Below are 26,579 nucleotides of genomic sequence, written 5' to 3'. Positions count from 1 at the left end.
GTTTCGGGAAGTTGCCCCGCCAATCACAGGCTTTAATTGATGAGCGTAACGCCCGCTTGCCGATACGTTGTTACCAGTTCGGCAGGGGCTTCGTTGTCCGTAATCAATACGTCAAACAGGGTCAACGGCGCAAAATAGAGGTATTTGTTGGTTTCTAACTTCGACGAGTCGCAAAGTAAATACGTTCTGGCCGATTGACGGGCCATGGCTACGGCGGTGCTGGCTTCTTTTTCGCTGTTAGCGCTCAATCCATGCTGGAGCGAAATGCCGTCGACACCGATAAACGCCCGGTTGGCGCGGTAGCGGGCAATGTGTTCTTCGGCGATCAGGCCATGAACCGCCTGCCGACCTTTATCGACTTCGCCCCCGACCAGGTTAACCGTTACGTCGGCTGACATGAGTTCGGCCACGATCGGCAGGGAATTGGTAACGACCGTAATGCGTTTGTTGCGAATAAACTGGCATAACCGGAAAACGGTGCTGCCGCAATCCATAAAAATCACATCACCTTCCTGAATCTCCTGCGCGGCTAACTGGCAGATGTAATCCTTGCGCTCAGCATTGACCGCAGCTTTATTGGAAAACCGAAATTGATCGGTGGCCGCGCTTACTTTCATGGCTCCGCCCCGCGTCCGATATACCAAACCGGAAGCCGCCAACTGAACCAGATCGCGCCGGACGGTCATCTCCGACGTTTGCAGCAATTCGGCGAGTTCACGCACGTCAGCCGAGCCCCGCTCTTCGACCGTTTGTACAATAAGTTGCTTCCGATGTTGAAAATTCATGCGCAATGATTTGTTTTGTTCAAAAATAAACAAAATCAAACAAATTTAAACAAGATGAGTACTAGTCGAGTACAAATAACGGAGGAGAAGCTACTTTCTGACAACTGGTACGTATTGAAACGCTTTACGTTTAACTACCTCAAGAAAAATGGCGAATGGACAACCCAGCAACGTGAGGCCTACGACCGGGGAAACGGCGCGACCATTCTTCTGCACAATCCGGACGCCAATACGGTGATTCTTACGCGTCAGTTTCGCCTGCCGACGTTTGTCAACGGAAATTCGTCGGGTATGCTGATCGAAGCCTGCGCGGGCCTACTCGATGACGAACACCCCGACGACGCCATCCGGCGCGAAACGGAAGAAGAAACGGGGTACCGGATTGAGTCGGTGCAGAAAGTGATGGAAGCGTATATGAGCCCCGGTTCAGTTACTGAAAAGCTATACTTCTACATCGCTCAGTACTCGGCCGATACGCAGCGAAATGCGGGGGGCGGTATTGACGAAGAAGAGATTGATATTCTGGAGCTGCCCGTCAGTCAGGCGCTGGACATGGTCGATAACGGCGAGATCATGGATGGTAAAACGATTATGCTGCTCCAGTACCTGCGCCTGAAGCAGCTGGCTACGATGAACTAGGCTACACGTAACAGGCTGGGCTTCGGAATACGGAAGCCGTTGATCTGGATACAACAACAAGCGATTGGGCTACTTTTCGCCGAGAACATTGGCTGACCTTTGTCTTGTTAATTAATCACATGAACAAGCAAATGGACAGAATTCGAACAACTCAGCTAGGCAGTCAGGGGCTCATCGTTCCAGTAGTGGGTCTTGGCTGCATGGGCATGTCTCAGATTAATGGAGCCGATGTGTACGGACGAGCTAATGAAGAGGAAGCCATCGCGACTATTCATCGCTCGCTGGAGTTAGGCGGTAATTTTTTGGATACGGCCGATTTGTATGGTCCGCTGCAAAACGAGCGACTCGTTGCCAAAGCCATAAAAGGCCAGCGCGATCGGTACATCGTCGCGACCAAATTTGGCTTCGAAATCGATGACAACGAACAACTGACCTGGCAATTCAACGGGCAGCCGGCCTACGTAAAGAAAGCCGCCGAACGGTCGTTGAAAAACCTCGGTACTGACTACATCGACCTGTATTACCTGCACCGGCTTGACCCTAACACGCCGATTGAAGAAACGGTTGGCGCAATGGCTGAACTCGTACAGGAAGGCAAAATTCGATACATCGGTCTGTCGGAGGTGTCGTCGGAGACCATCCGAAACGCTCACCGTATTCACCCGTTAACCGCCGTGCAAACCGAATACTCGTTGTTTGAGCGGGAGGTGGAAGAAGCTGGCATCGTCGATACGCTCAGGGAGCTGGGTATTGGTCTGGTCGCGTACTCGCCCCTGGGACGGGGCTTTATATCGGGCGACATCAAAAGTCCCGATGATTTTGCGGAAGATGACTTTCGGCGAGGCATCCCCCGGTTTCAGGGCGAACAGTTTTACAAAAACCTTGACTTGGTCAACGAGATAAAACGACTGGCTACCGAAAAAGACGTAACACCGTCGCAGCTGGCCATCGCGTGGGCGATTGCAAAAGGTTCACTGCCGATTCCTGGCACGAAACGCGTTCCGTATGTTGAGCAGAACATAGCGGCAGCCAGCATCACCCTGAGCGCGGACGACCTGAACCGATTAGAACGCATTATTCCGCTGGGAACGTCGACCGGGGCTCGTTACGATGAAGTGGGCATGACCTGGATCGATAAGTAAACGGCTTTATATCAACCGGATGAACTCGATTAAGTTATCCAGAGTTCTTCCGGTTGATTAACGGATTCTCTCGATGAAAAAGACGGCGACTGCTCCCCACGTTATCAACTCAATTTCTGAACTACACCGCTTACTATCGCTGCCCCGGCCGGAGCATCCGTTGGTGAGCATGATCAACCTGAGCGATTTGAGGACTTCTTGTTCGGAGCTGGTTGGTAGTTTTGTCTACAATTTCTATTCGATCTGCATCAAGAAAGACTTCGCCGGGAAACTGAAATACGGTCAGAACTACTACGACTTTGATGAGGGAGTTATGACGTTTTTTTCGCCCGGTCAGGTCATCGCTACCGATGCAACCGATCAGATTGCGCTGAACGGCTGGTGGCTGGTCGTTCATCCTGATTTTATTCAGGGCTATCCGCTCGCCAGACGCATAAACGAGTATGGCTATTTCTCGTACGCGGTGAATGAAGCGCTGCATCTTTCCGAGAAAGAAGAGGCCATGATTGCGTCCATTGTGAAGCACATCGAACAGGAATATCATTCGGCAATTGATACGTTTAGCCAGGATGTTATCGTCGCTCATATGGACGTATTGCTTACTTACGCCAACCGGTTCTACAATCGGCAGTTCATCACCCGCAAGCAGGCCAGCAGCGATCTGCTGGTTCGCGTCGAAGAGTTGCTCACCCAGTATTTTAACAGTGATGCTGTACAGAAATCGGGTTTGCCTACAGTACATTACCTCGCCGACCAGTTGAATCTGTCGCCCAGTTACCTGAGCGATTCGTTGCGGTCCCTAACCGGCCAAAGCACACAGCAGCACATTCAGAACAAGTTGATCGACAAAGCGAAAGAAATCCTGAGCACTACGTCGATGTCGGTAAGTGAAATTGCCTATCAGCTTGGGTTTGAGTATCCGCAGTCGTTCAGCAAGTTATTTAAAAATAAGACCAACGTATCACCCCTTGAATTCCGGCACTCGTTTAACTAATTCAGAATACCTGTAAAACGCCAAAGCCAGTCTCATCAACTGGCTTTGGCGTTTTATAAGTAGGGTTCCGTTTCTTTATTTTCCTGCCGAAATCATATTGGCAAACAACCGATAAGCGCCGGGTACACCCGCAGGCAGCTCCCGGAAGAACACCAGCCCCGTATACATATAATGCCCTTTGCCGTAATTGGCGTAAATCAGACTACCCTGCTTCGGCGCTTCGTTCTGGTCGTTGGCGGAGAAGATAGGCTCGTACGCTTTGTCCCAGTCTTGAGCGAAGTAAAGGCCGCGTTCCTGAATCCAGCCCGAAAAGTCGGCTTCCGTGATCTTGTTAGGCGTATTGAGCAGCGGATGCGCTGGATTAATGAACGTCATTTTGGCGTCTTCTTCGGTCACGCGGTCGCGGCCAACCGTAAAAGGGTAGGGGCCAAGCTGCGCTACTTTTATGCCGCCGTTGTTCGCAAATCCGCCCGGCGTTACGTACTGAACAATCAAATTGCCACCGTTCTTGACGTAGTCCAGGAGTTTGGCCTGATAACGGGCAAGGTAGTCGTTGGTGTTATAGGCCCGCACACCTGCCACAATGGCATCGTAGGCCGCCAGATTTCCGTTCAGTTCGGCCGGGCCGAGCAGGGTTACCCGGCACCCCATCTGTTGCAGAGCCGCTGGTACTTCATCGCCCGCTCCAACGATGTAGCCGATGTTTTTAGCCGTTACCTTTACGTCCAGCTTCACCAGTTTGGCTTCGGCAGGGGGGAAGAGCGTCTGCGTGGGAATGTGTTTATAGGCAATCACGCGTAAACCCGTCGTGAATGTGCCCGAACTGGTTGTCATCACCCCCTGTAGCTTACCGTCTTTTGCCTGCGCCGTTGGCGATATGGTGAATGACAGCCGCTGTTCGTCGCCTTTTTTGGCCAGCGTAAACGGCAGCGAAGCCGGCTCTGCCCGCCAGCCCGCCGGTACGGATAGTCGTAAGGTGCCCGATACGTTGGCACGACCGGCCTGTACCACCACCTCGGCCGTTTTGGGCGCACTGGTTGAGAACGCATACACGCGTTCACCCAGATTAGCCGTAACATCGGGCTGAACGATGAATGGACGGTAAGTCTCGCCGTCTACGGGGTCCGTTGATTTGTAAACAATCGGTCGGGTGAACGTAAAGCGCTGGCCCTCTATCTCAACGGTATAACTGGCGGATAAGGCGGGCGGATTCTCGGGTAAGCCAATCAACTGCTGGTTGTCTACCTGAAATAAGCCTTTGTCGATGGGTTTTTCGAGCCAGTAGGGCTGCGAAATCTTGTGTGTTTTCGGAATCGTTACCGTTGTCGGCCATACTACGACGTCGTTCGGTTTGAGCGCCAGATTCAGCGTAGTGTCTTTGCCGGTCGAATACCGAATATCGACTAGTTTAACCGCCTGAGTAGAGCGCTCCACTACGTTGGTCGTCAGCTGGATAGTCTCGCCGGGCGTAGCTGCGTAACTAGCTGGGTTCGTCTCAAACCATAAGCCGGTGCACTGCTGAATAAGCGTTTGAATGTCCTGACGTTTCGTTTTTACGTAGATATTCGACGTATCCAGCTTACTGATTGCACTGTACAACTGGACCAGCGCGGGTACCGACGCGGCTGGCTGATCGGGTTTAAACTGGGCAATCACCTGATTAACGAGCGTCTGCACCGATTCGCTGTTCGGGACGCGTTTCCAGCTTAGGTCGATCCCGTCGAACGGATCTTTCTCGGCCGGATCACCCCCTTTCAGCAGCAGGTAATCCATGCGTGCCCCCCGGTTGGCTGCTACACCAAACCCCTGGCTTTTGTGCTGAGTCCGGCTCTCGGACGCAATCTCCCCGTACGATTTGCCCAGCAGCGGATTGTATAACCCCGTCTCTATGCCGATCAGATTGCCCGGCTCGTCGGGCTTTTTGTTGCTGAAAAACGCATTCGGAATAAACACGTTCCACATAATGCGTTTAGCCTGCCAGGGTTTTACGTACGCCAACTGCTCTGGAAATTTGCTGGCATCGTTCGCAATTTTAAAGGCTTCTTCGGCCAGGAAACCCGACGCGCTATGGTGACCGTGACCCGCGCGGGCATCGGGCGGGAAACGCGTGATAATCACATCGGGCTGGTGTTTACGGATCATCCAGACGACATCGGCCAACACTTTGTCCTGGCCCCAGGTCCGAACGGCTTCGTTAGTCGATTTAGAGAAACCGAAGTCATAGGCCCGGCTGAAATATTGATCAGGACCATCAACGCGCCGGGCGGCCAGTAACTCCTGCGTGCGGATGACGCCAATGTTCTCGCCCTGCTCGGGGCCAATCAGGTTTTGCCCACCGTCGCCCCGCGTCAACGACAGATACGCCGTTCTGACCAGCCGGTCTTTGGCCATATAGGCCAGCAGCAGCGTGTTTTCATCATCGGGGTGGGCCGCTACGTACAGCACTGAGCCGAGTACGTCCAGCTTCTTGAGGTTTGACAGTATGTCGCTGGACGATGCCGTTTTAATCGGGCCGTAGGGCACCTGGGCAACACCAGCCGAAGCGATAATCAGGAACAGGAAGACAGAGAGTAGGGAGCGTTTTTTCACGGGCTCTTCAATTGGAAATCAATACTGGCAAATATAACCGCTCCGGGCGTTTAAATACGCCTTCCGGCGTAACACGTTTCATAGTACGTATTAACAACGAGTATAAAAATAGCGGAGGTATTAAATCATTCGACGCTGGATAAAGGCGGTTTACCGGGGAGAGGCAATTCTAGGAATAACTGTAAAAAACCTCGAAAAAAGTCAACCAGGGGCTCTTATTACGTTGGGTTATGAAAGGGCAAATTCTATCTTTGCGAGCAATCAAATTTCTAACCTATTAATCAATCGCATGAATTACAGTATCTATCTGGTTCCCCTCCTGGGTATTGTTGGCTTGTTGGTCATGTTCACAAAATTCCTGTGGGTATCGCGTCAGGACGCTGGGGATGCCCGGATGCAGGAAATCGCGTCGTACATTGCCGATGGCGCCATCGCATTTCTTAAGGCCGAATGGAAAGTCTTAACGTACTTTGGTATCATTGTGGCCATCTTATTAGCGTACTCCGGTACACTAGTCGAAAATTCCAGTCCCATCATTGGTCTCTCTTTCCTACTCGGTGCGTTCCTCTCTGCCTTAGCGGGTTACATTGGCATGAACATCGCTACGAAGGCAAACGTACGTACTGCCCATGCGGCCCGTACCAGCCTGGCCAATGCCCTGAACGTATCGTTTACGGGTGGTTCGGTAATGGGGATCGGCGTAGCGGGTCTGGCCGTTCTAGGCCTGGGTAGCCTGTTCATTGTTTTATATAACATGTATGTCGGGCCCGACGGTAACGTAAATGGCCTGCCCATGGAAAAAGCACTTGAAGTCCTGGCCGGTTTTTCGCTCGGGGCCGAATCAATTGCCTTATTTGCCCGCGTAGGCGGTGGTATCTATACCAAAGCGGCCGACGTTGGGGCTGACCTGGTTGGTAAAGTAGAAGCCGGTATTCCGGAAGATGATCCGCGCAACCCGGCTACTATTGCCGATAACGTCGGGGATAACGTAGGCGACGTAGCAGGTATGGGCGCTGACCTGTTCGGTTCGTACGTGGCGACAATTCTGGCAACGATGGTACTGGGTCGCGAGATTCGCATTCCGGAGGAAGCTAACATTACCGGACACGCCCCCATCGTCTTACCGATGATGATTGCTGGTCTTGGCCTGATCTTCTCGATTATCGCTACGTATTTCGTACGCATCAAGAACGATAACGGCAGTGTACAGGGGGCGTTGAACCTCGGTAACTGGGCTTCTATTATCATCACCCTGATCGCGTCTTATTTTCTGGTAACCAGTTATCTGCCCGACGTAACGATGGAGATTCGGGGCGTTGAGTTTACGCGCATGGACGTATTCTACGCTATTGTAACGGGCTTGATCGTTGGGGCCCTGATGTCGACTATCACGGAGTATTATACGGCAATGGGTCGCCGTCCGGTATTATCCATCATTCGCCAATCGGCAACGGGCGCGGCTACCAACATCATCGGTGGTCTTTCGGTCGGTATGGAATCCACGGTGCTGCCGATTCTGGTGCTGGCTGCTGGTATCTACACATCCTATCATTTTGCGGGTCTGTACGGAGTCGCTATTTCGGCGGCCGGTATGATGGCCACCACGGCTATGCAGTTGGCCATCGATGCGTTCGGACCAATCGCCGATAACGCGGGTGGTATCGCGGAGATGAGTTACCTGCCCGAAGAAGTGCGCGGACGTACCGATATTCTGGATGCGGTCGGTAATACCACGGCTGCAACCGGAAAGGGATTCGCTATTGCGTCGGCTGCGCTGACGGCCCTGGCTTTGTTTGCCGCTTTCGTGGGTATATCGGGCATTTCGGCCATCGACATCTATAAGGCCGACGTATTGGCTGGCTTGTTTGTCGGGGCAATGATTCCCTTTATTTTCTCCTCACTGGCGATTGCCGCCGTGGGTCGGGCTGCTATGAAAATGGTGGAGGAAGTGCGCCGTCAGTTCCGCGAAATCCCGGGCATTCTGGAAGGAACCGGCAAACCGGAATACGAAAAGTGCGTAGCGATTTCAACTCAGGCATCGATCCGCGAAATGGTGTTGCCAGGCGCTATTGCCTTGACGGTGCCGGTGATTGTCGGGTTCATCTTTGGCCCTGAAGTACTCGGTGGATTGCTGGCGGGCGTAACGGTATCGGGTGTATTGATGGGGATTTTCCAGAACAACGCCGGTGGTGCCTGGGACAACGCCAAGAAGTCGTTCGAAAAAGGAGTTGAGATCAACGGCGAGATGTACTACAAGAAGTCGGAGCCGCATAAGGCATCGGTAACGGGCGATACGGTTGGTGATCCGTTCAAAGATACCTCTGGTCCGTCGATGAACATCCTGATCAAACTGATGTCGATCGTTTCACTGGTTATTGCTCCTTACATTGCCGTGCCTTCGTCGGATATACCGAACTCGGCCAGAGAGGGCAAGAAAGCAGCAGGAACCGAAGTTCCCCTGGAGCAATCGACAGCGGCCGATAACGATACGATCAGCACACCAAATACGGGTGAAGACGAAACCGAACGTCCTTAAACCAAACGCTCGGATATGAAACAAATACGCCAATTTCTGACAGAAATTGGCGTATTTGTTTTTATGTTTGTTAAGCTTCCTTTGTCAGTATAAGCTGAGGTTATTAAAGGAAGAAGACAGGCCGGTTAATTACGACTGACGGAGAAACTTATGAACTACCGGGAAATACAACCGTCTGACTACCTGCGTGGGTACGTTCGGTACATCTGGACCTTAGAAACTACGACCGCCGACACGCCATCGACTATATTCAGGCCGATTGCTGATGGTTGCCCGGGAATTATGTTCCATCAATCAAACGAAGGAGCGCTTATTCAGAACCAAAAGGAGCTACCCGACCTGTTTCTGTATGGGCAGACAACCCAGTGCACCGAGATTACCTCGTCTGGTAAACATCGGACAATTGGCGTCGTCTTTTACCCTGATGCGTTAAAAAGCGTATTCAAATTCGATGCGGATGAACTCACCAACGACTGTACAGATCTGAATCTATTGTCCCGGCAACAAGGGTATCCGTTGGGGGAGCAACTGCTGAATGCGCCTTCGGTGGCTAATCAGATCAGCCTGATTTCATCGTATTTAACGGTTCAGCTTACCAAAAGCAGCGAACAAACCGACAACGCTGCCATGAAATACGCGCTCACACACCTGATCACGTCAAACGGCAACGTATCCCTAAAAAAGCTACAGGTTGACCTGCGGCTAACAGAGAGAAGCTTTGAGCGCCGGTTTAAGCAATGGGTTGGTATTTCGCCTAAGCTTTTTGCCCGAATTTGCCGATTTCAGGCTTCGCTGGGGCAACTCAGAAACAACACGTATGATAAGCTTTCCGATATAGCGTTTGAGCAGGAGTACGCCGACCAGTCGCATTTTATTCGCACCTTCAAAGAATTTGCGGGAGTTTCACCCTATCAGTTTCAGAAGCAGAACAGCGACGTAGCCGAGAACTTTTCGCTACTGGCTACGTAGCAAGGTGTCGGTTTTGTTCTATTTTCGGGATAAGCAGGGGTCTAGTTTTGTCAAAAAAAACACTATGAAACTGCTTATTCTTGGATCAACCGGCGGCACGGGTCGCCAACTTGTCGAACAGGCCCTCACACAAGGCCATCAGGTTACTGCCTTTGCGCGTAACCCCGCCAAACTCAACCTGACTCACCCTAACCTGACTATCGTTCAGGGAGACGTACTGGATTACCCGTCGCTGGAACGGGCCATACAAGGGCAGGACGCAATTCTATCGGCTATCGGGTCTCCGGCTAATAAAATTGGTACCATCCGCTCGGAAGGGACCCAGAATACCATTCGGGCCATGGAGAAAAACGGTGTCCAGCGACTAATCTGCCAAACCTCACTTGGCTACGGTGATAGTCGGGACGTACTGGACATGACCCCTTTCATTTTTAAGTATATCATCGTGCCGTTTATCCTGCGAAAAGGCTTTGCGGATCACGCCCTTCAGGAAGAATACATCAAGCAGAGCCAATTGGATTGGGTGATCGTTCGGCCCGGTAACCTGACTGATGACCAGCGTACTGGCCAGTATCGGCACGGGTTTGCGGCTACCGACAAGGCGCTCAAGGTTAAAATAGCCCGTGCCGACGTAGCAGATTTTATGCTGAAGCAGTTAACCGATGATACGTATCTCCGCAAAACACCTGGCGTCTCGTATTAATCCCATCTAGATGAAAGGCTGACGCGCAGAAGCAAGTCGATGTTGATTTGACGTGAATAAGAGCTGATCTCCGTACCTAAATAAGCTTAATTTTTGTCATCCCGACGATAGGACCGGGCCGCCGGAGCGGGGATCTTCTGTGGCCGGAGGTGATGTCAGCCTCATCCGAAGATCTCCGCTCCGGCGGCCCGGTCCTATCGTCGGGATGACATATTTTGTTATTTTATAGAGTTCAACAGAAGACAGTTAACTTACTTCTGATCCATGATTCACGTTAACCTAGCCTGTATTAACTTAGGTCTGATCGATAGTTTACGTTAAAAAGCGAGGGGCCCGCCGGAAATTCCGGTGGGCCCCTCTTTTCAAGACGTTGAGTAAATCAGGTGTTAGCACCTAGCTAACTTTAAAGGAGTCTTTATTATTCTCGATGGTGCTTTCCGCATCATCAGCCAATTGGTCAACTTTGTCGTTGTATTGGCTTTTTACGTCTTCCTTGTTCGACTGTGCCTGATTGTAGGCCGACTGCGCCTGATCTTTATATTGGTTCAGTTGATCTTTCGCTTTGGCAGCGTATTCATCAACCTGAGTTCTTGCCTGCTCGTAGCCTTCTTTCACCTGAGCTACGCCTTTTTCCCACTGATCTTTCAGATCGCCCGAGCGTTTGTTAGCTTCTTCAACCAGTTTATCGCGGGTTTCTTTACCGCTGCGTGGGGCTGTTAACAACCCAATAACAACGCCCGTAATAATGCCTGTCAGAAAATCTCTTGTACTTCTCATTGCTTTGCTTGTTTTAGGTGATTAGTGATGGTTTACTTCGCTTTGCGCTTCGTCTGCTCGACTACATCCTGCGTTTTGCTGACAGCCGAATCTACGTAGTCGTTGTACTGATTTTTAATATTTTCAAGACCTGACTGAAGCTGATCCTGAAGGTCTTTGAAAAACGAGTCAGACTCCGACGAAATTCGCTTACGAGTCTTTTTGCCACTTTCCGGGGCTAGCAGGACGCCAATAACTGCGCCAACTGCTATTCCCACTAAGACACCTGGTAGTGATTTCATGTGTTCTTGGTCTAGTGTGATGATTGGATACGCCTTCCCTTTAGAAAATTTTGTACCACATTGTGATATATTCAGTAACTCGCTGTGGATAAAATAGTTATCTGGTCATTACAGTAAGGTCTATTTTTATCAAGTTGAGGAGTATTTTCTACAACGACGTCCAGGTTTTACCCAATTGACGACCGTCGGGCAGATGACATCTCCCTCCTGACAATCAGCGACAATAACTAAGGATTAGACTTTAAGAAAACATTTGACCACGCTTTGCGAGTTGCTTAGCCACCAACCTTTACTTCGGGTAATGACACCTACACTACTTTTCTTCACGATTTATGCAAGCTTTTTTGTTCTGGCCTCATTCATCCACTTCGTCCGACTCGACTACTGGTGGATTCGGATCTGGGATTTTCCTCACCTTCAGTTAACGGCTTTAACTACGGCCGGATTTGTCGGCTGGTTAGTTATCAATCCTGTCTTTAGCTGGCCGTTTGGTCTTATTCCATTCGGTCTATTGGCCGCTATGCTGTATCAGGGCTGGCTGATCTATCCATACACGTTTTTTCATGCCCCGCAGGTGAAGGCGCTTAAACCGGTTGGTGACGAGTCGGCTATTACCCAAAACCGGATCCGTCTCTTGACGTCCAACGTGTTCATGGACAACACCCGAACGCCCGACGTTCTGGCGCTGATCCAGACGCATCAGCCGGATGTGGTTTTATTACTGGAAACGAATGAAACCTGGCGACGCGCCCTGCAACCCATTGAAGCGAGCTATGCCTACCGGATTCTTTATCCACTGGAAAATACGTACGGTATGCTTATGTATTCGCGGCTGCCCATCAACCATCAGGAGCTACGTTTCCTGATCCAGGACGACATTCCGTCTATATACACCCGATTAGCGTTGCCCTCCGGACAACAGATTCACTTTTTCGGAGTTCACCCGATGCCGCCGAGCCCCACGGAACATTACCGTTCTACGGAGCGTGATGCCGAATTGTTACTGGTTGGTAAAGAATCTCGTAAACTCGACGGGCCAATCATCGTAGCTGGTGATCTGAACGACGTAGCGTGGTCGCATACAACCCGTTTGTTTCAGAGGGTAAGTGGACTGCTGGACCCACGGGTTGGGCGGGGTTTGTTCAGTACGTTTCACGCCCGTTATTTCTTTCTGCGCTGGCCACTCGATCACGTATTTGTGTCTCACCATTTTCAATTGGAGACACTCCAACGGCTGCCGAATTGCGGCTCCGATCATTTCCCTATTCTGGTGTCACTGATTTATGCACCGACGCCCCAAGCCCAAGAAGAGACTCCGGAGCCTGAACATGACGACCTAAGCGAAACGAAGAAGATTATTGATAAAGCTACGTAGCAGAACTGCGAGCATGCCCGGTTGACTTATGTTTAGCTTCTAGGTATAGAGACACAAAAAAATCCCTGTGTTCAACTTGACACAGGGATTCCGTACCCACCGTAACTTGTACTTAACCTAAAATGAAACCACCTAAACCTAAACGTACTATTTGTTAGGAATACTGTGTTCGTGAGCTGTGGAACTGCCACTAGTCACGCAATATCTTTTTGGTACTCGACTTCTTCACACACCACGCCCTTGAATCAGGCGTAAAATAATCGCGATCACGGCGATAACCAGCAGTACGTGGATTAAGCCTCCCAATCCAAAGCTATTGAATCCGAGGAACCCCAACAGCCAGATGATGATCAAAATCACCGCAATCGTGTAAAGAAGGTTTCCCATAACGTTTCGTGAGTAAATCAGAACGAATTATCTCGCCGTTACCATTTTACTTAGAAAAAGTTGTGCCAAGTTTCTCCGCTATAGGTGATGTAGGAGGGTAAGTAGCCATATAAGCTTGTAAATGAGATATAAACTCGTTATAACATCTACTATTAGCGGTAACATCAGTAAAAAGGTCGGCTGAACTAGTTGGGGAAAAAGCTCTACAACTGTGGAATTATCGTAGAAATAAAGCGCAATAGATCGCGATTACAAATTGATCGAGTTGGTGGGTTTATAAGTAAGACTAAGTCTCTTTTTAACGCAAGTGGCTAATCTATCGATGATTATGGGTAGAAATACGCAAATTTTTTAATAAAGCGCGGTTTCGGCACTATATTTTGTAATAAACCGCTGTATAGATGTATGAAAAACAAAATTTGACCGTGGTGAGGACGATGTTAGGTGTTAGCGCGGGCCAGCAATTCAGACCAGCCGTAATGAATACAGGGAGTAGTGCCAAGCGTGTATTGATCGTTGATGATGAAGCCGATATTTGCTTGTTGCTTTCCGGATTACTTCGTCGGCTAGGCTATCAACCTACTTGCGCTCATTTCATTGAAGAAGGTCGGCAATGCCTCAATTCGCAGCAATTTGACGCCATTTTTCTTGATTTGAATCTGCCAGATGGGCTGGGGTTCGATCTACTTCCACACATTAAGGAAGATCAGACCGAAGCCAAGATTATTATGATCAGTGCGTTCGATGGGCAAGCTGAGCGCCGACGTGCAACTGAACAGGGGGCCGATTATTTTATAGGCAAACCCTTCACCCGGCGTTCGGTTGAAATGGCTTTGCAAACCATTCAGGTTTGAGTAACTTTGTTCATACAGCCAGGGGGCCCTTTCCATCGTTTCTTATTACTTGTTTTGGTGGGCTCAGTCTGTCTGAACAAGCTACTTCTCCTTCATGGAAAAAATTCTGATTGTTGACGATAATAATGATATTTGCTTGCTTCTGGAGCGTTTTTTAACCAAGCAAGGCTATAAAACAGCCTCGGTACAACGTGGCGAAGATGGCTTAGTACTATTACGGAAGGAAGCGTTTGAATTAGTTATCTGCGATTTTAAGTTACCAGATATCGACGGCCTTGAGATGCTGCGCCGAATAAAGGTTATGCATCCCACCACGGCCGTCATTATTATTACGGGCTATTCCGACGTCCGGGTGGCTGTGCAAACGGTTAAGCACGGTGCCTATGATTACGTAACCAAGCCCCTCTATCCCGACGAGATTCTGTACACGATTAAAGGGGCGCTCGAACGGCGCACCCAGTCGATTGCGCAGTCGGGTAGTTCCAGCACGAGTGCGCCCGCTAAAGCTGCACCAGCTAAAGCTACTACGACTAAAGTATCGCTTACACCAGACGGAAAGCGGTTTATCTTTGGCAAGAGCCGGGCCGCTGAACAACTCCAGAAACACATTGATTTGATTGCTCCCACGGATATGTCGGTGATCATTACCGGCGAAACAGGGACGGGCAAAGAGTTTGTGGCTAATGCCATTCACCTGAAAAGCAAACGCGCCGACAAGCCGTTTGTCGCTATTGACTGCGGAGCGCTGAGTAAAGACCTGGCGGGCAGTGAACTGTTCGGACACGTTAAGGGCTCGTTTACGGGCGCTATGTCGGACAAAGCCGGTAGCTTTGAGTTTGCCAACGGAGGCACCCTGTTTCTGGATGAAATCGGCAACCTCTCGTACGATAATCAGATCAAGTTATTACGTGTTTTGCAGGAGCGTAAAATTCGGCGGATTGGTAGCAACCAGGATATTCCGGTTGACGTACGGATTATCGTCGCTACCAACGAAGACCTGCGCGAAGCCGTACGACAAGGTAAGTTTCGGGAAGATATTTACCACCGCATTGCCGAATTCGAACTTCACTTGTCGCCATTGCGGGAGCGTAAAGCCGATATCATGATTTTTGCGGAACACTTTCTCGAATCGGCAAATCAGCAGTTAGAAAAAGACATTCTGGGTTTCGACGACGAAGCCAAGGAAAAATTGAAGGAGTATTACTGGCACGGCAATCTGCGCGAGTTGCAAAACGTAGTAAAACGGGCTGTGCTGCTTACCCAGGGCGATTATGTAGAGGCTGATGTATTGCCACACGAAATTATTTCGCCCCAGTATTTTACGCACGAAGATACATCCAGCGGTGGCGTTCAGGTCAGTTTCGATCCAGTCCGTCCCGGTGTGCCTGTGTTCAGTCAGTCAGCAGCCAACTTAAAATCGGTTTCTGAAAATGCGGAGCGGGCTGCTATCTTGAAAGTTCTGGAAAAGACGGGCTACAATAAAACAAAAGCGGCCGAAGTACTTAATATCGACCGTAAGACGCTTTATAACAAATTGAAGGCGTACGATATTCATCTTTAGCCTGAGCGCAGAGAGGAAACGTAGTAAATAATCAGGAGCGTAACGGAAGCAAGTAATTATTTACCTCGCTTCCGTTACGCTCCTGATTATGTTTAGACTAGTTCATACTCAGACCTACCGAGATCAGCCCAACGCTGTTTTTAGCATTGCCTAATAAGGAACGAGCTGCTCCCCCCTCGGCGATCCGCTGTAAACCCTGTTCGTAACGAGCGCCAATGAATGCTTTTCCGAAATAGATGTTCAGCCCACCTGCTAGACCATAGTCTACCTTGTTGAAGTTATCGCGGTTGATGGCTGCTGTACCAACGCCGAAATCACCATTCGAGTTTATGTTCGAATTGAGCAGGTAGCCGACATAAGGACCCGCCTGTAATTCAACCGCCTGGCCCAACTTGAATGTAGCTAGTACGGGCAATTCAGCATAATTCAGCCGGAATGTGTTTCGACCATTAACGCTCAGAATGTTATAATCGGCTGAGGCTCCTTTTGTCATGTACAACAATTCAGGCTGGATGGCGAAAAACTCGCCGATAGGAGCCTGCGCAAATACACCGGCGTGAAAGCCAATACGTTCATTTTTATTGGTGACGCCCTGCGAATCATAAAACAAAGAGCTGGCATTTAAACCGCCTTTGATACCAACCCGCGTGCGGCCCTGAGCCAATGCAGTAGATGGATTGATGAGATACAGACCAGCCAGTAAAGCACTGGCTACAAGTAAGGTCTTCACAGATTTTTTCATAACGACAATGTAGTTGATGTATCAGCAGGATGGGTTCCTGCTTTACGTATTAATATGTCAAAAGCGTGCCAAATATGTCTGCATAGCGCAGAATAGGCTTATATACTTGGATTATACCGGTTTGAGTGATTTATATGACGTTACGGCTATACGTAACAAAGCAGAAAAACGCGTAAGTTTTTCTACAGTTTGTAGAACATACCGTTCAACTTATTGGGCATCTTCGTGAAGTAGCAGAAAGGAGTAAGATTAGAATACGTGCCTAAATAATTAAATAGAAAGGCTACAATATTGCCCACAGAATACTCCGTCGGTAATGGAATTAAGCAATGACTAGTGATACGTAAAAGTGTGATTTTCCTTGTCAGCTGGAGACTGATTTTTAATTAAGAGAAGCCAATAGTATTTTTTGCCTATCGTAAATAAGGACTAAGTAGCTAGTAGTTCGCTTATCACGATTTTAATAAAGTGAATCCGGTTATAGTTTAAGGTTTTTAGTTATTTTTGGTCAGAACAACTGTCAATCTTTTCTTGCCAGACACTCATCAGTAAGGCATCAAAACGTTTGGGTTGAGTACTGACTGGCTCACCAATACGTAAGAAATTGACCGCTGAACTGCACGTCCGTAACTTAGTTCTGCTTTATCAATAACTTTATGCACCGTAAGCCGACGAACATGACAATCCTTATTGCTGATGATGACACTGACGACCGCTTATTTATGGATCAGGCACTTCGGCAAAATGGATACACACAAGCTGTTCACTTTGTGGAAGATGGTGAAGAGCTGATGGAATACCTGCGTCATCAGGGTCGTTACAACGCATCCAATGCACCGTGGCCTAACCTGTTGATTCTGGATTTGAATATGCCCCGAAAAAATGGGTTCCAGGCACTTGAAGAAATAAAAGATGACCCTAAACTACGTCGTTTGCCGGTTGTTGTCATGACCACTTCGTCGGCCGATGAGGACGTAGTGAAAACTTACAATCTGGGTGTGAATTCGTTCGTTACCAAACCTTTCAATTTCAATCGGCTGGTAGAGATGGTTGGCGCTCTGAAAACGTATTGGATGGATACGGTTAAACTGCCGTAACATCGGGCAAACTCTTTACTGGTTTACGTACTGCTGAATCGTCACTGAAAATAACGTACTCATAGTTTATGATAGCTGCTACACTCGACGTAATAGAAACACGGAAAACGATTCGTGTCTTGCTGGTTGAAGACGACGAAGATGATTATATGCTGACCAGGGCGCTTGTAGCCGCTCGGGAAAATGCGAATATTAAACTCGACTGGGTCGACAGTTACGAGGGAGCGATGAAGGCCATCGGGGACGATGAGCACGATGTATATCTGGTCGATTACCGCCTGGGGCACAACACCGGGATCGATCTGATTCAGGAAGCCTTCCGACTGGGGTGCCGTGCACCCATGATTCTGCTTACGGGCCAAGACGACCTGACCGTCGACCAGTCGGCTCTCGAACTGGGGGCCGCCGATTACCTGGTCAAAGGACGTATTGATGCCCAACTGTTGGGTCGCAGTATTCGATATGCATTACGTCAGGCAAGTGTGCTCGCTGAAGTGGCTCAGAAAGAGAATAAATACCGCTCGTTGTTTGAGCGGTCCATTGATGCCATCTTCGTTGCTACGAACGACCTCCGCTTTCAGGACGCGAACCCCTCGGTTGAACGATTGCTAGGTTACAGCCGTGAAGAACTACAGGAATTGAATCCGGCACGGCTTTTTTCCGATTTGAATCACCTGCGTCAGCTACGGTTTACTGTTCGGGAACATGGCCAGATCAAAGATTTTGAAACAACCCTTATCAACCGAAACGGCCGCAAGCGAATCTGCCAGATTTCTGTCTGGGCCGTCGACGACATCGTGGGGCGCCCGGAATGGTACCAGGGAATTGTGCGCGATATAACCGATCAGAAACGGGCTCAGCAGGATTTAATTCTCGCCGAGAAACTCACCATGACCGGCAAAATAGCCCGCAGCATCGCCCACGAAGTTCGAAATCCGCTCACAAACTTAAGTCTTGCCCTGGAGCAGCTCAAAGAAGAACTTGATTCGGACAATGAGTACGTCACCATGTTTACGGACATCATCGGACGTAACGTTGACCGGATTGGCCAGCTAATCACCGAGATGCTGAACTCATCAAAACCACGAGAACTCGACCGTAAGCGGCAAGATTTCAACGCGGTGGTCAAGGCAACGCTGCAGTTGGTTAATGATCGGATCAAGCTGAAGCGAATGCGGCTTGTGACTTCGTTCTCCACCGATGATTGTACGGCTATGCTGGATAACGACCAAGTTAAAACGGCTTTGCTGAATATTTTGGTTAATGCTGTCGAAGCTATGGAAGAAGGAAAGGGCGTATTGGTGGTCAAAACGACCTGTACGGAAGATAACCGCGTTTGCGTTGAAGTAACGGACAACGGGGGCGGCATCAGCGAATCGGACCGTAAACGGTTGTTCGATCCATTCTTTACCGGCAAATCGGGCGGTATGGGCCTAGGCTTAACGGCAACTCAAAACATTATAAATAGCCATAAAGGATCGATCGAGGTAGATAGCGCTGTAGGGCAGGGGACCTCTTTCCGTTTATTCTTTCCTAAGTAGGAATTCGAGTTTTATCGTTGTCATAAGAAGCCGCCGACGCGGCTTTTTTTGTGGAATTAAGTGGGCAAAAAAGTACACACTTCTTGTAATATTTCCACAGCCTAAAATTTCTTATAACAATTCTACGTCAAATTTAACTAGTTGTTCTGTGGGTAATCATCTGGTAACCAAATAGTAAACTGAAATTTTTAAGTTCATTGGGTAAGTGGAGTACTAGCTGGCACAATATAAGCTATAGGGTAGTTACTATGATGACTACGCGTATGTGGACACCTTCTCACTTTCCAGCGGCAATGCGCTCGCTAAACCCCAGTACACGGGCAAAGGCAATTGAGATTGCCAATCAACTACTGGAACAAGGACAGTTAGATAAACAACTGGTCATCTCTACAAGTGTTGACATGGCCCGGCAGTGGGCTCGTAACCTGAGCGCCGACCAGGAGCGGTCGTCGATAGTGGCTCGCCCTTACGCTTAACCAACCTTACCCTTTATCAAGTCAAGTTATACCATGGTCTGGAAGAAAAACATCTACGATTCGTTAACAAGTTGCGCATCTTTGTGCGATGAATTTGCCACCGAATGTTCGCGTTCGGAAGACATCGAAAGCTGGTACCGCAGCATTTTTCTTAACCTTGACTGTGCAGACATGTGTCGCCAGTTGGCCATGCTTTATGTGCGGGGTTCAGAAAACACCCGTTTAATGGCGAAAGCCTGCATTGAGGTTTGCGAGAAGTGCGCGCAGGAGGTTAGCCAGTTCAATACTGAACGCTGCAACCAGGTCTATGCGATGTGTCAGCAAACTATTTGTAGCTGTGTAGGCATCCTGGATATGGCTTACCAGACCGAAGTAGAGTCGAAAAATCCCGTAACGACGCCAGCTTCGTTGTTCTACGGCATCGATTTGCGCGAAACGTTATATAATTAATTTTTACCCATTGATCCGCCAACATCGCGGCCCACTACTCGGTTATATAACGAGTAAGTGTACGGCGCTATGTTGGCGGATCAATGGCTTTTCACCATTCAACGATATGGAAACAAAACCACAGAACAACAACCAATTAGAAAAAGTCCGGGAACTGGTGGGCGATATTCGCATTGCGATGATGACCACCGTCGATGAACAGGGCAATCTGGTCAGTCGGCCAATGGCGGCCTTACAGATGGATGAGGAAGGTACGCTTTGGTTTTTTACGAAGCGTTCGTCGCCGAAAGTCGACCAGATCGACAACACCGAGCCTCAGGTTAACCTTGCCTTCGTTTCCGTGAGTGATGCTGAATACGTGTCTATCTCAGGAACTGCCGATGAACTCGACGATCGGGCGAAAGTAGATGAACTCTGGAATCCGCAGGCAAAAGCCTGGTTTCCGGAGGGCAAAGACGATCCGGATCTGATTCTGCTGAAGGTTCATACTCACATGGCTGAATACTGGAACGCCAGCGATAGTACAATGGTACGTTTATTTCAGCAGGCAACAGCGGCCATTACAGGCAACCCACCGAAGATGGGTGAAAACGAAAAAGTATATAATTAGCGAGTATACGTAATACAGACGAAGGGGACGAAAGGAAAAGCTAATTTATCCTTCGTCCCCTTCGTCTGTATTACGTCTATTCATTTGCTCTTTTATGATTGTTACCCAAACAGATATAGGCTGGCAACTGATTAACCAGCAGGCGCATGGACTATTGGCGGTGCAACTGGCAGTGCATTGGCGGACTGATAAACGCCCGGTTCATTGGTACGAAACTCTGATTGCGCTCACGGAGCATGACGATGGCCAGGATAGCTGGGAAGGCCGTAATCACTTAACTACGGCCGGAGCTCCGCTGCACTTTCAGATTCTGGAATATTCACTGTCGCAGTGTCAGCAGATGATTCAGATTGGCTTACAAAAGAGCCGCTGGAATGCCTTGATGATGTCGATGCACACCTCGTTTCTCTACGAGCCTAAACGGGGCAAAGACCCGGAACTGGACGCTTTTCTTGATCAGCAACGCCAGGTTAATCAGCCCGCGTGGCGAAAGCAGTATAAAGCGACAAAAGCCGAAGCGGAGTACGCCTACGAGTTTCTGCAATGGTGTGATGCGCTGTCGCTGATTCTGTGTATGGATCAGCTTCCTCCCGAAGAACGCCGTTTGGAAGTGAGCGTTGGGCCCGACGGCGTTTCTTATTTCATTCGCCAACGTAACGACGAGACGATTAGCCTGGACCCCTGGCCGTTCGAGGAAACCGAATTCAGCGTACACGTTGAAGCGTTTCAGCTAGACCAACTCGTTTTTGCGGATGACAATGCGCTGTATGAGGCCATTCAGCATGCACCCGTCAATATCAGGGAGTGGAAATTTAAGAAATAGCTTTCCCAAAAACTCTTTGGTGGGTCGTGTGCGAACGTACCAGAGAAAAAGAAAATAATGATTCTGTGGACATAGTTTCTAATACTGGGTGTATCAAGGAGGAGGTGATAGTAGTAAGGATCGGATTACAAGGGATGTAACAATCCATATAGTTTAAAAACTAGTTCGCCAACCTCACTGAGGTTGGCGAACTAGTTTTTAGAAAGGTACTACGATACTTGAATATCTAGTTTATCCATAACCAGACGTAACATCTGACCCAGGTTGAAGAAGTCTGTCACGCCAACTACGGTCCCACAATTAGCACACTGCACAAAATTTAGCTTAAAGTTACTTCCCTTAATGTCGTCTTTCTCTACAATCTCAAAGCGTTTGGTACTGCATTTTGGGCAAATAGAATCAGGCATTGGTTTACTGGTTTGGTGACTGGAAAATTTAGCCTTTAAACTAACAACATTTTTACGAGTTAAACAAAACAATCTACGGCCGTAAGGGTAGGAGAGATGCGTATCGTTGAGGCTACTGCTTTACACTATGTAGACAGATACAGAATTTAATTGGAGATACTCACTATCAAACATGGAGCTTATTGCAGCTTGCTTAACCCTGGAAAATACTAAAACTAAAGCCGACCTAGATAGGTCGGCTTTAGTTTTATAAACGAAATTCTATGAACTTACTTGAGACGTAACAACATGGCCGAACGCGCCTGAACCGTAATGGGCTGGCCTCCTTTTGCTGCGTCAACCTTGGGCCGGACCTGTCCGCTGGTGGTATCCACGAGCACTTCCCAGGACGAGCTCTTGCGACCAATCTTGGGCAACATGAACGGAAGATCTTCCCAATACGAATTCAGGATCCAGACAAGTTGTTCATCGCCTATATCCTGCCCATCCTCGGTTTGTTCGCTCACCCGTACGCCATCAATGAACAAACCAATGCAGTGCATGCCCGGATCATTTAGATCATCATTGGTCATTTCGTGCCCATCCGAGCGCAGGTAGGCAACTTGTTCACTACCGAAAAACCGGCGACGGCTTAGCAGTGGTATCTCCTGACGTAGCGCCGTTAGCTGACACGTAAAGTCGTACAGTGCCTGCTGCTTATCGTCCCAGTGCCAGTTCATCCAGCTAATCTCGCTGTCCTGGTTGTAGCCGTTATTATTTCCGTGCTGCGTACGGCCGCATTCGTCACCCATGACCAGCATAGGCGTACCCTGACTCAGCAGCATCGTAGACAAGAAGTTACGTTTTTGCTTCTCGCGTAGTTCGTTAATGGCCGGATCATCGGTTGGGCCTTCAACGCCACAGTTCCAGCTTATGTTGTCGTTCGACCCATCGCGGTTGTCTTCACCGTTGGCTTCGTTGTGCTTTTCGTTGTAGCTAACGAGGTCATTTAACGTAAAGCCATCGTGGGCGGTGATCAGATTGATACTGTTGGAGGGTGATCGGCCATCATTCGCGTACAGGTCGGGGCTACCCAGCAGGCGTAGTACAGTTTCGGCGGCTTTACCATCCTCACTTTTCCAGAACGCCCGCAACGTATCGCGGTATTTACCGTTCCACTCCGCCCAACGTACTGGAAACCCGCCTACGTGGTACGACTGAATGTCCCAAGGCTCGGCAATCAGTTTCACCTGAGCCAGAATCGGGTCCTGGGCAACGGTATCCAGAAACGAAGAAACTCGGCCTGCTTCTTCGTCGGTTCGGATGAGGGCTGAAGCCAGATCGAAGCGGAAGCCATCCACGTGCATATCGGTCACCCAATAGCGCAGGCTGTCCATCACCAGTTGCAAAGCTCTCGGATGACTCAGGTTGAACGTATTACCCGTGCCGGTGTAGTCCATGTAAAAATCCGGGCTGTCGCCGACCTGATGATAATAGGCCCGGTTATCGATGCCTTTGAACGATAACGTGGGGCCGAGTTGATTGCCTTCCGCCGTGTGATTGTACACGACATCCAGAATTACTTCAATACCGGCTTTATGCAGGTCTTTAACCATCTGCTTAAACTCGGTAACCTGCTCACCCGCCATGCCTGATGATGAGTACGTATTTTGGGGCGCAAAGAAACCGATGCTGTTATAGCCCCAGTAGCTCTCGTCGGTAAACTGATGAACGGGCAGCAGTTCAACGGCCGTTACGCCTAATTTTTTCAGGTAATCAATGCTTTCGCGCGTACCAAGCCCTGCGTACGTACCCCGAATGGCTTTGTGAATCGTCGGGTGTTGATACGTAAATCCTTTTACGTGCATTTCGTAGATTACCGATCGGTGCAGGGGCGTAGCAGGCGCGGTGTCGTCGTCCCAATCGAAGGCATTACTGTCAATTACCACCGACTTAGGCATGCTCGGGCCGCTGTCGGTGCTGCTCATAACAAGGTGTTTACTTTCTTCACCTTCCGCTTCCTCATAAGCATACCCAAGCCAGTCGTCGTTGTGATTTAGCGGAGCGTTGATCGCGCGTGCGTAGGGATCCAGCACCAACTTATTGGGGTTGAAGAAGTGACCCGCCTGCGGATCATAAGGGCCATCGATGCGAAACCCATACAATTGACCTGGCTGTAGCCCGTCGATGTAAATATGCCAGACAAGCTCTGTCCGCTCCAGCATCGGAATCATAGCGGTTTCCTGAGTCGGATCATTGGCATCGTACAGACAGAGGTAGGCCCCCGTACTGTTTTCGCTAAAGATCGCAAAGTTCACGCCCTCGCCGTCGTACGTAGCGCCTAGTGGGTAAGGTTTACCTGGTTTTGTGGTGAAGTTATCGGTGGCTGTGCCGGTGTTTACTTGTTTATCCATAACGTATTGTGGCAGGAATGGTATACTCTCAGGCTCTTTTGCCTGACGAGTGGACTACTAAAAAACTCGCGTTGAAGTCGAATGTTTAGTAGCTATGCGCGAATGGTATCGATGTTATCAGAAAGGAGTAATAGAGTAAGTAGACTAAAACAAAAAAGCCTGCCCTCAACGAGGGCAGGCTTTCCGATCCCACCATTCACTACACTACCAAGGCTAAACGAGCCATCGAGGCATGAGCCGAATCGATGCTCTGTTTCTGACGTAGTAACAGCTCTCGGGTGCTGGCTACTAAGTCGGTTTCTTGCAGTACGGAGTTGTAGTTCTCGATCGCATCCTGATCGCCACGCTGACACTCCTGTACCGTTGCTTTATCATCGTCGCTGGCAAACGTCGCTTTTACGTTAATCCAGGCGCGGTGTAAATCGGCCGCCAGGCTGGTACCGTTGTCCGGTTCACCACCTAAGGCACGAATTTCACGATCTAATTCCATTGCGAACTCAGCCCGCTGACGCGACTGCGCCATGAACAAACTTTTCAGTTCGTTGTCTTTTACATTTTCTGATGCTTCCTGATACCCTTTTTCAGCATCGTGGTTGCGGGTTAGCAGGCGGTTTAAAACATCCAGAATTTCTCCACGTGTTTCTTTAACAGTCATAACGTTGGTTGGTTGTGTGTTGAATTAAAAAGTTATATAACGTTGCATTAAGTAAATTAGAAATCCAGGTCAGCGTTTGGGCGGGGTGTAACAACTTCGATCAAATTCACATACCGCTACGTTACACCCCGCCAATCCGCTATTTCTTTTCGGGGTCGTGGCCCCAGTTTTTCAATGAATACTCCCAGTTCGAACCTTCTACTTCCCTGGGTTGCTGAGCACTGTGCCGTTTTACGTAACTGATCACTTTTCGCATGTGCGCGTAATCGTCATCGTCCAGCTCAGCGTTCTTTTTTCCCAGGATCTTAATGATCCTCTCACCGGATTTATGTCCTGTCGATTCCGTGTCTCCGTCCTGTTTTTGGCCGACAGACTTGGATTCTTCGGTCTTGAGCCACTTTTCGAGTTGAGAGGCCGACATATTAACTAAGCTGTCGAACTCACTCCTGATGTCCTTCTTTTCCGTTTCGTCGAGCGTCGCTGTAGCCATGTCGTTTATTTCTTTGTGACCTCGCTGGCCGACTTAACAATTGTTTTACTGCCTTGCTTGAGTACCAGGGCAGGCTCTTTGTCCGAACCTTTACGCTTGGTGGTCGACCCCTGCGTTTTCTTGGTCACGTCTTCTTTGTGAACTTCGGCAACGGTGCCTTTAGCTTCTCCCTTCCCGTACTTCCATGTCACCTCGTCACCTTTCTTCACCGTTGCCATAGTTCATATTTTGTTTAGTTGGATAAAGCGTACCCGATTAGTTATCGAGCTTACCATCTTTAGCATCTTGTTGCATCTTTTTGTTTGCAAAAACTGCAACATCTACCCGACGATTTTTGCGTCGGCCTGCTTCGGTGGAGTTATCGGCCACGGGTTGTGCTTCGCCATAGCCTTTTTCATCGATTCTCGATGCTTTCACGCCCTGCGCTTGTAAGAAGCTAGCGACGGCATCGGCCCGCTGCTTCGACAATTTCAGGTTGAGATCGTCCGAGCCGGTTGCATCGGCGTGGCCTTCAATCCGGATGTCGGTATCTGAATACGTGTTCAGCGTCTGGGCGAACTCAGTCAGTTGCCTTTTGGTCTCTGATTTCAGTTCGTACGAATTGACGTCAAATAAAATGTCGGAGCCGAACGTGATTTTAATGCCTTCACCAACCCGTTCAACCTGAGCGCCTGGCATGCTCCGCTTCATTTCTTCGGCTTGTTTGTCCATCCGGCGACCAATTACGGCCCCAGCGGCACCGCCAACGGTTGCACCAATAATGGCACCCAATGCCGTATTTCCTTTTGCGTATTTGTTGCCGATAATACCGCCTACCACGGCACCACCACCGGCACCAACTGCCGCACCTTTCTGAGTTTTGTTTAATCCGCCAGATGACTTACAGCTTGTTAAAACGTTTCCGGACAACATAGTTGCTGCTAGGAGCACTGCCGCCGACTGTTTACCTACTGATTTCAACTGAATGTTCATGTGTTGTGAATGTTTGGTACTGCCCTTAGATACCCAAACCCTGTACCAGTTTAATTTATCCGTCCGCCGGTTGTAGGTTACATTTATTTAAATAGCTGTTATACAGTTTGTTAGGTTGGCGATCATTCTTAAACGAATTTTAATCTTAGTGTCTAGGGAAGTAATTTAGTAGGGTAATAGGGAAGCGATATGCCTAATCTTGTAGAACCCATTCCACACAAGTTTCCACAAAAAGACTCGCTTTAGACAGGCATTCAGTTCTTGACAAAGGATTGACCTAGCTAACAATAAATAGTTATTTTATTTAAATAAGTGTCTATTAATCTGATAG

27 protein-coding genes are annotated in these 26,579 nt (G+C 49.1%); 15 read left to right on the top strand and 12 right to left on the bottom strand.

Features of this window, described 5'->3' with window-relative positions:
- Nucleotides 1-32: 32 nt before the first annotated feature.
- Complete coding sequence (locus tag ACYVIY_RS24865) at nucleotides 33-812, bottom strand: DeoR/GlpR family DNA-binding transcription regulator (RefSeq protein WP_460979265.1); 780 nt, start codon at nucleotides 810-812, stop codon at nucleotides 33-35.
- 27 nt (nucleotides 813-839) lie between these two features.
- On the opposite strand from ACYVIY_RS24865, the gene nudK reads away from it, so the two are divergent.
- The 3 genes from nudK (at nucleotide 840) to ACYVIY_RS24850 (ending at nucleotide 3,560) form a co-directional block, all read left to right on the top strand.
- Complete coding sequence (nudK, locus tag ACYVIY_RS24860) at nucleotides 840-1,424, top strand: GDP-mannose pyrophosphatase NudK (RefSeq protein ID WP_460979222.1); 585 nt, start codon at nucleotides 840-842, stop codon at nucleotides 1,422-1,424.
- Between the two features lie 131 nt (nucleotides 1,425-1,555).
- On the top strand, nucleotides 1,556-2,566 hold the full coding sequence (locus ACYVIY_RS24855) for an aldo/keto reductase (protein ID WP_460979221.1): 1,011 nt from the start codon (nucleotides 1,556-1,558) through the stop codon (nucleotides 2,564-2,566).
- A gap of 73 nt (nucleotides 2,567-2,639) precedes the next feature.
- Nucleotides 2,640-3,560 (top strand): helix-turn-helix domain-containing protein, encoded by a 921-nt coding sequence (locus tag ACYVIY_RS24850; protein ID WP_460979220.1) that lies wholly within the window; start codon nucleotides 2,640-2,642, stop codon nucleotides 3,558-3,560.
- A gap of 75 nt (nucleotides 3,561-3,635) precedes the next feature.
- Here the strand turns inward: ACYVIY_RS24850 and ACYVIY_RS24845 are convergent, their stop codons facing one another.
- Nucleotides 3,636-6,149, bottom strand: coding sequence for a PIG-L family deacetylase (locus tag ACYVIY_RS24845; RefSeq protein ID WP_460979219.1), 2,514 nt, complete (start codon nucleotides 6,147-6,149; stop codon nucleotides 3,636-3,638).
- A gap of 289 nt (nucleotides 6,150-6,438) precedes the next feature.
- Here ACYVIY_RS24845 and ACYVIY_RS24840 point away from each other — a divergent pair, with 289 nt between their 5' ends.
- The 3 genes from ACYVIY_RS24840 (at nucleotide 6,439) to ACYVIY_RS24830 (ending at nucleotide 10,357) form a co-directional block, all read left to right on the top strand.
- The gene (locus ACYVIY_RS24840; protein ID WP_460979218.1) at nucleotides 6,439-8,685 is read left to right on the top strand and encodes a sodium-translocating pyrophosphatase; all 2,247 of its coding nucleotides are present in this window, start codon (nucleotides 6,439-6,441) and stop codon (nucleotides 8,683-8,685) included.
- A gap of 150 nt (nucleotides 8,686-8,835) precedes the next feature.
- The gene (locus ACYVIY_RS24835) at nucleotides 8,836-9,654 is read left to right on the top strand and encodes an AraC family transcriptional regulator (RefSeq protein ID WP_460979217.1); all 819 of its coding nucleotides are present in this window, start codon (nucleotides 8,836-8,838) and stop codon (nucleotides 9,652-9,654) included.
- A gap of 64 nt (nucleotides 9,655-9,718) precedes the next feature.
- Nucleotides 9,719-10,357: an NAD(P)-dependent oxidoreductase gene (locus ACYVIY_RS24830; protein ID WP_460979216.1), complete on the top strand. Its 639-nt coding sequence runs from the start codon at nucleotides 9,719-9,721 to the stop codon at nucleotides 10,355-10,357.
- Nucleotides 10,358-10,750: 393 nt separating this feature from the next.
- Here ACYVIY_RS24830 and ACYVIY_RS24825 read toward each other — a convergent pair whose 3' ends face one another.
- Complete coding sequence (locus ACYVIY_RS24825; RefSeq protein ID WP_460979215.1) at nucleotides 10,751-11,134, bottom strand: YtxH domain-containing protein; 384 nt, start codon at nucleotides 11,132-11,134, stop codon at nucleotides 10,751-10,753.
- 32 nt (nucleotides 11,135-11,166) lie between these two features.
- Nucleotides 11,167-11,415, bottom strand: coding sequence for a YtxH domain-containing protein (locus ACYVIY_RS24820; RefSeq protein ID WP_460979214.1), 249 nt, complete (start codon nucleotides 11,413-11,415; stop codon nucleotides 11,167-11,169).
- A 301-nt stretch (nucleotides 11,416-11,716) separates the two neighbouring features.
- On the opposite strand from ACYVIY_RS24820, the gene ACYVIY_RS24815 reads away from it, so the two are divergent.
- Nucleotides 11,717-12,790, top strand: coding sequence for an endonuclease/exonuclease/phosphatase family protein (locus ACYVIY_RS24815; RefSeq protein ID WP_460979213.1), 1,074 nt, complete (start codon nucleotides 11,717-11,719; stop codon nucleotides 12,788-12,790).
- A 225-nt stretch (nucleotides 12,791-13,015) separates the two neighbouring features.
- Here the strand turns inward: ACYVIY_RS24815 and ACYVIY_RS24810 are convergent, their stop codons facing one another.
- Complete coding sequence (locus ACYVIY_RS24810) at nucleotides 13,016-13,177, bottom strand: lmo0937 family membrane protein (protein ID WP_460979212.1); 162 nt, start codon at nucleotides 13,175-13,177, stop codon at nucleotides 13,016-13,018.
- A gap of 479 nt (nucleotides 13,178-13,656) precedes the next feature.
- Here ACYVIY_RS24810 and ACYVIY_RS24805 point away from each other — a divergent pair, with 479 nt between their 5' ends.
- Entirely contained in the window at nucleotides 13,657-14,031 is a 375-nt protein-coding gene (locus ACYVIY_RS24805; protein WP_460979211.1) for a response regulator transcription factor, read from the top strand.
- A gap of 94 nt (nucleotides 14,032-14,125) precedes the next feature.
- On the top strand, nucleotides 14,126-15,592 hold the full coding sequence (locus ACYVIY_RS24800; protein WP_460979210.1) for a sigma-54-dependent transcriptional regulator: 1,467 nt from the start codon (nucleotides 14,126-14,128) through the stop codon (nucleotides 15,590-15,592).
- Between the two features lie 97 nt (nucleotides 15,593-15,689).
- Here the strand turns inward: ACYVIY_RS24800 and ACYVIY_RS24795 are convergent, their stop codons facing one another.
- Nucleotides 15,690-16,334, bottom strand: coding sequence for a porin family protein (locus ACYVIY_RS24795; protein ID WP_460979209.1), 645 nt, complete (start codon nucleotides 16,332-16,334; stop codon nucleotides 15,690-15,692).
- A gap of 677 nt (nucleotides 16,335-17,011) precedes the next feature.
- Here ACYVIY_RS24795 and ACYVIY_RS24790 point away from each other — a divergent pair.
- From ACYVIY_RS24790 to ACYVIY_RS24765, 6 genes are all read left to right on the top strand, one after another.
- Nucleotides 17,012-17,431 (top strand): response regulator, encoded by a 420-nt coding sequence (locus tag ACYVIY_RS24790; protein ID WP_460979207.1) that lies wholly within the window; start codon nucleotides 17,012-17,014, stop codon nucleotides 17,429-17,431.
- A 68-nt stretch (nucleotides 17,432-17,499) separates the two neighbouring features.
- Complete coding sequence (locus ACYVIY_RS24785) at nucleotides 17,500-18,972, top strand: two-component system sensor histidine kinase NtrB (RefSeq protein ID WP_460979206.1); 1,473 nt, start codon at nucleotides 17,500-17,502, stop codon at nucleotides 18,970-18,972.
- A 248-nt stretch (nucleotides 18,973-19,220) separates the two neighbouring features.
- A complete protein-coding gene (locus ACYVIY_RS24780; RefSeq protein WP_460979205.1) occupies nucleotides 19,221-19,448 on the top strand; it encodes a DUF2188 domain-containing protein in 228 nt (75 codons plus the stop codon).
- 33 nt (nucleotides 19,449-19,481) lie between these two features.
- Nucleotides 19,482-19,898 (top strand): four-helix bundle copper-binding protein, encoded by a 417-nt coding sequence (locus tag ACYVIY_RS24775; RefSeq protein WP_460979204.1) that lies wholly within the window; start codon nucleotides 19,482-19,484, stop codon nucleotides 19,896-19,898.
- Between the two features lie 106 nt (nucleotides 19,899-20,004).
- The gene (locus tag ACYVIY_RS24770; RefSeq protein WP_460979203.1) at nucleotides 20,005-20,508 is read left to right on the top strand and encodes a pyridoxamine 5'-phosphate oxidase family protein; all 504 of its coding nucleotides are present in this window, start codon (nucleotides 20,005-20,007) and stop codon (nucleotides 20,506-20,508) included.
- Between the two features lie 94 nt (nucleotides 20,509-20,602).
- Nucleotides 20,603-21,331 carry a DUF3891 family protein gene (locus ACYVIY_RS24765; protein WP_460979202.1) on the top strand — a complete coding sequence of 243 codons (729 nt, stop codon included), beginning with the start codon at nucleotides 20,603-20,605 and terminating at the stop codon, nucleotides 21,329-21,331.
- A gap of 209 nt (nucleotides 21,332-21,540) precedes the next feature.
- Here ACYVIY_RS24765 and ACYVIY_RS24760 read toward each other — a convergent pair whose 3' ends face one another.
- The 6 genes from ACYVIY_RS24760 to ACYVIY_RS24735 form a co-directional block, all read right to left on the bottom strand.
- Nucleotides 21,541-21,738 carry a hypothetical protein gene (locus ACYVIY_RS24760; RefSeq protein ID WP_460979201.1) on the bottom strand — a complete coding sequence of 66 codons (198 nt, stop codon included), beginning with the start codon at nucleotides 21,736-21,738 and terminating at the stop codon, nucleotides 21,541-21,543.
- 269 nt (nucleotides 21,739-22,007) lie between these two features.
- Nucleotides 22,008-24,131 carry a glycogen debranching protein GlgX gene (gene glgX, locus ACYVIY_RS24755; protein ID WP_460979199.1) on the bottom strand — a complete coding sequence of 708 codons (2,124 nt, stop codon included), beginning with the start codon at nucleotides 24,129-24,131 and terminating at the stop codon, nucleotides 22,008-22,010.
- A gap of 199 nt (nucleotides 24,132-24,330) precedes the next feature.
- Nucleotides 24,331-24,786: a ferritin-like domain-containing protein gene (locus tag ACYVIY_RS24750; protein ID WP_460979197.1), complete on the bottom strand. Its 456-nt coding sequence runs from the start codon at nucleotides 24,784-24,786 to the stop codon at nucleotides 24,331-24,333.
- A 139-nt stretch (nucleotides 24,787-24,925) separates the two neighbouring features.
- Nucleotides 24,926-25,276: a DUF3140 domain-containing protein gene (locus ACYVIY_RS24745; protein WP_460979195.1), complete on the bottom strand. Its 351-nt coding sequence runs from the start codon at nucleotides 25,274-25,276 to the stop codon at nucleotides 24,926-24,928.
- A 5-nt stretch (nucleotides 25,277-25,281) separates the two neighbouring features.
- Nucleotides 25,282-25,494, bottom strand: coding sequence for a hypervirulence associated TUDOR domain-containing protein (locus tag ACYVIY_RS24740; RefSeq protein ID WP_460979194.1), 213 nt, complete (start codon nucleotides 25,492-25,494; stop codon nucleotides 25,282-25,284).
- A gap of 37 nt (nucleotides 25,495-25,531) precedes the next feature.
- On the bottom strand, nucleotides 25,532-26,248 hold the full coding sequence (locus ACYVIY_RS24735; protein WP_460979193.1) for an OmpA family protein: 717 nt from the start codon (nucleotides 26,246-26,248) through the stop codon (nucleotides 25,532-25,534).
- Nucleotides 26,249-26,579 lie beyond the last annotated feature (331 nt).

The organism is Spirosoma knui, from assembly GCF_054780635.1.
Note: the sequence above shows the minus strand (reverse complement) of the source record. Positions and strands in the feature narration are given on the sequence as shown.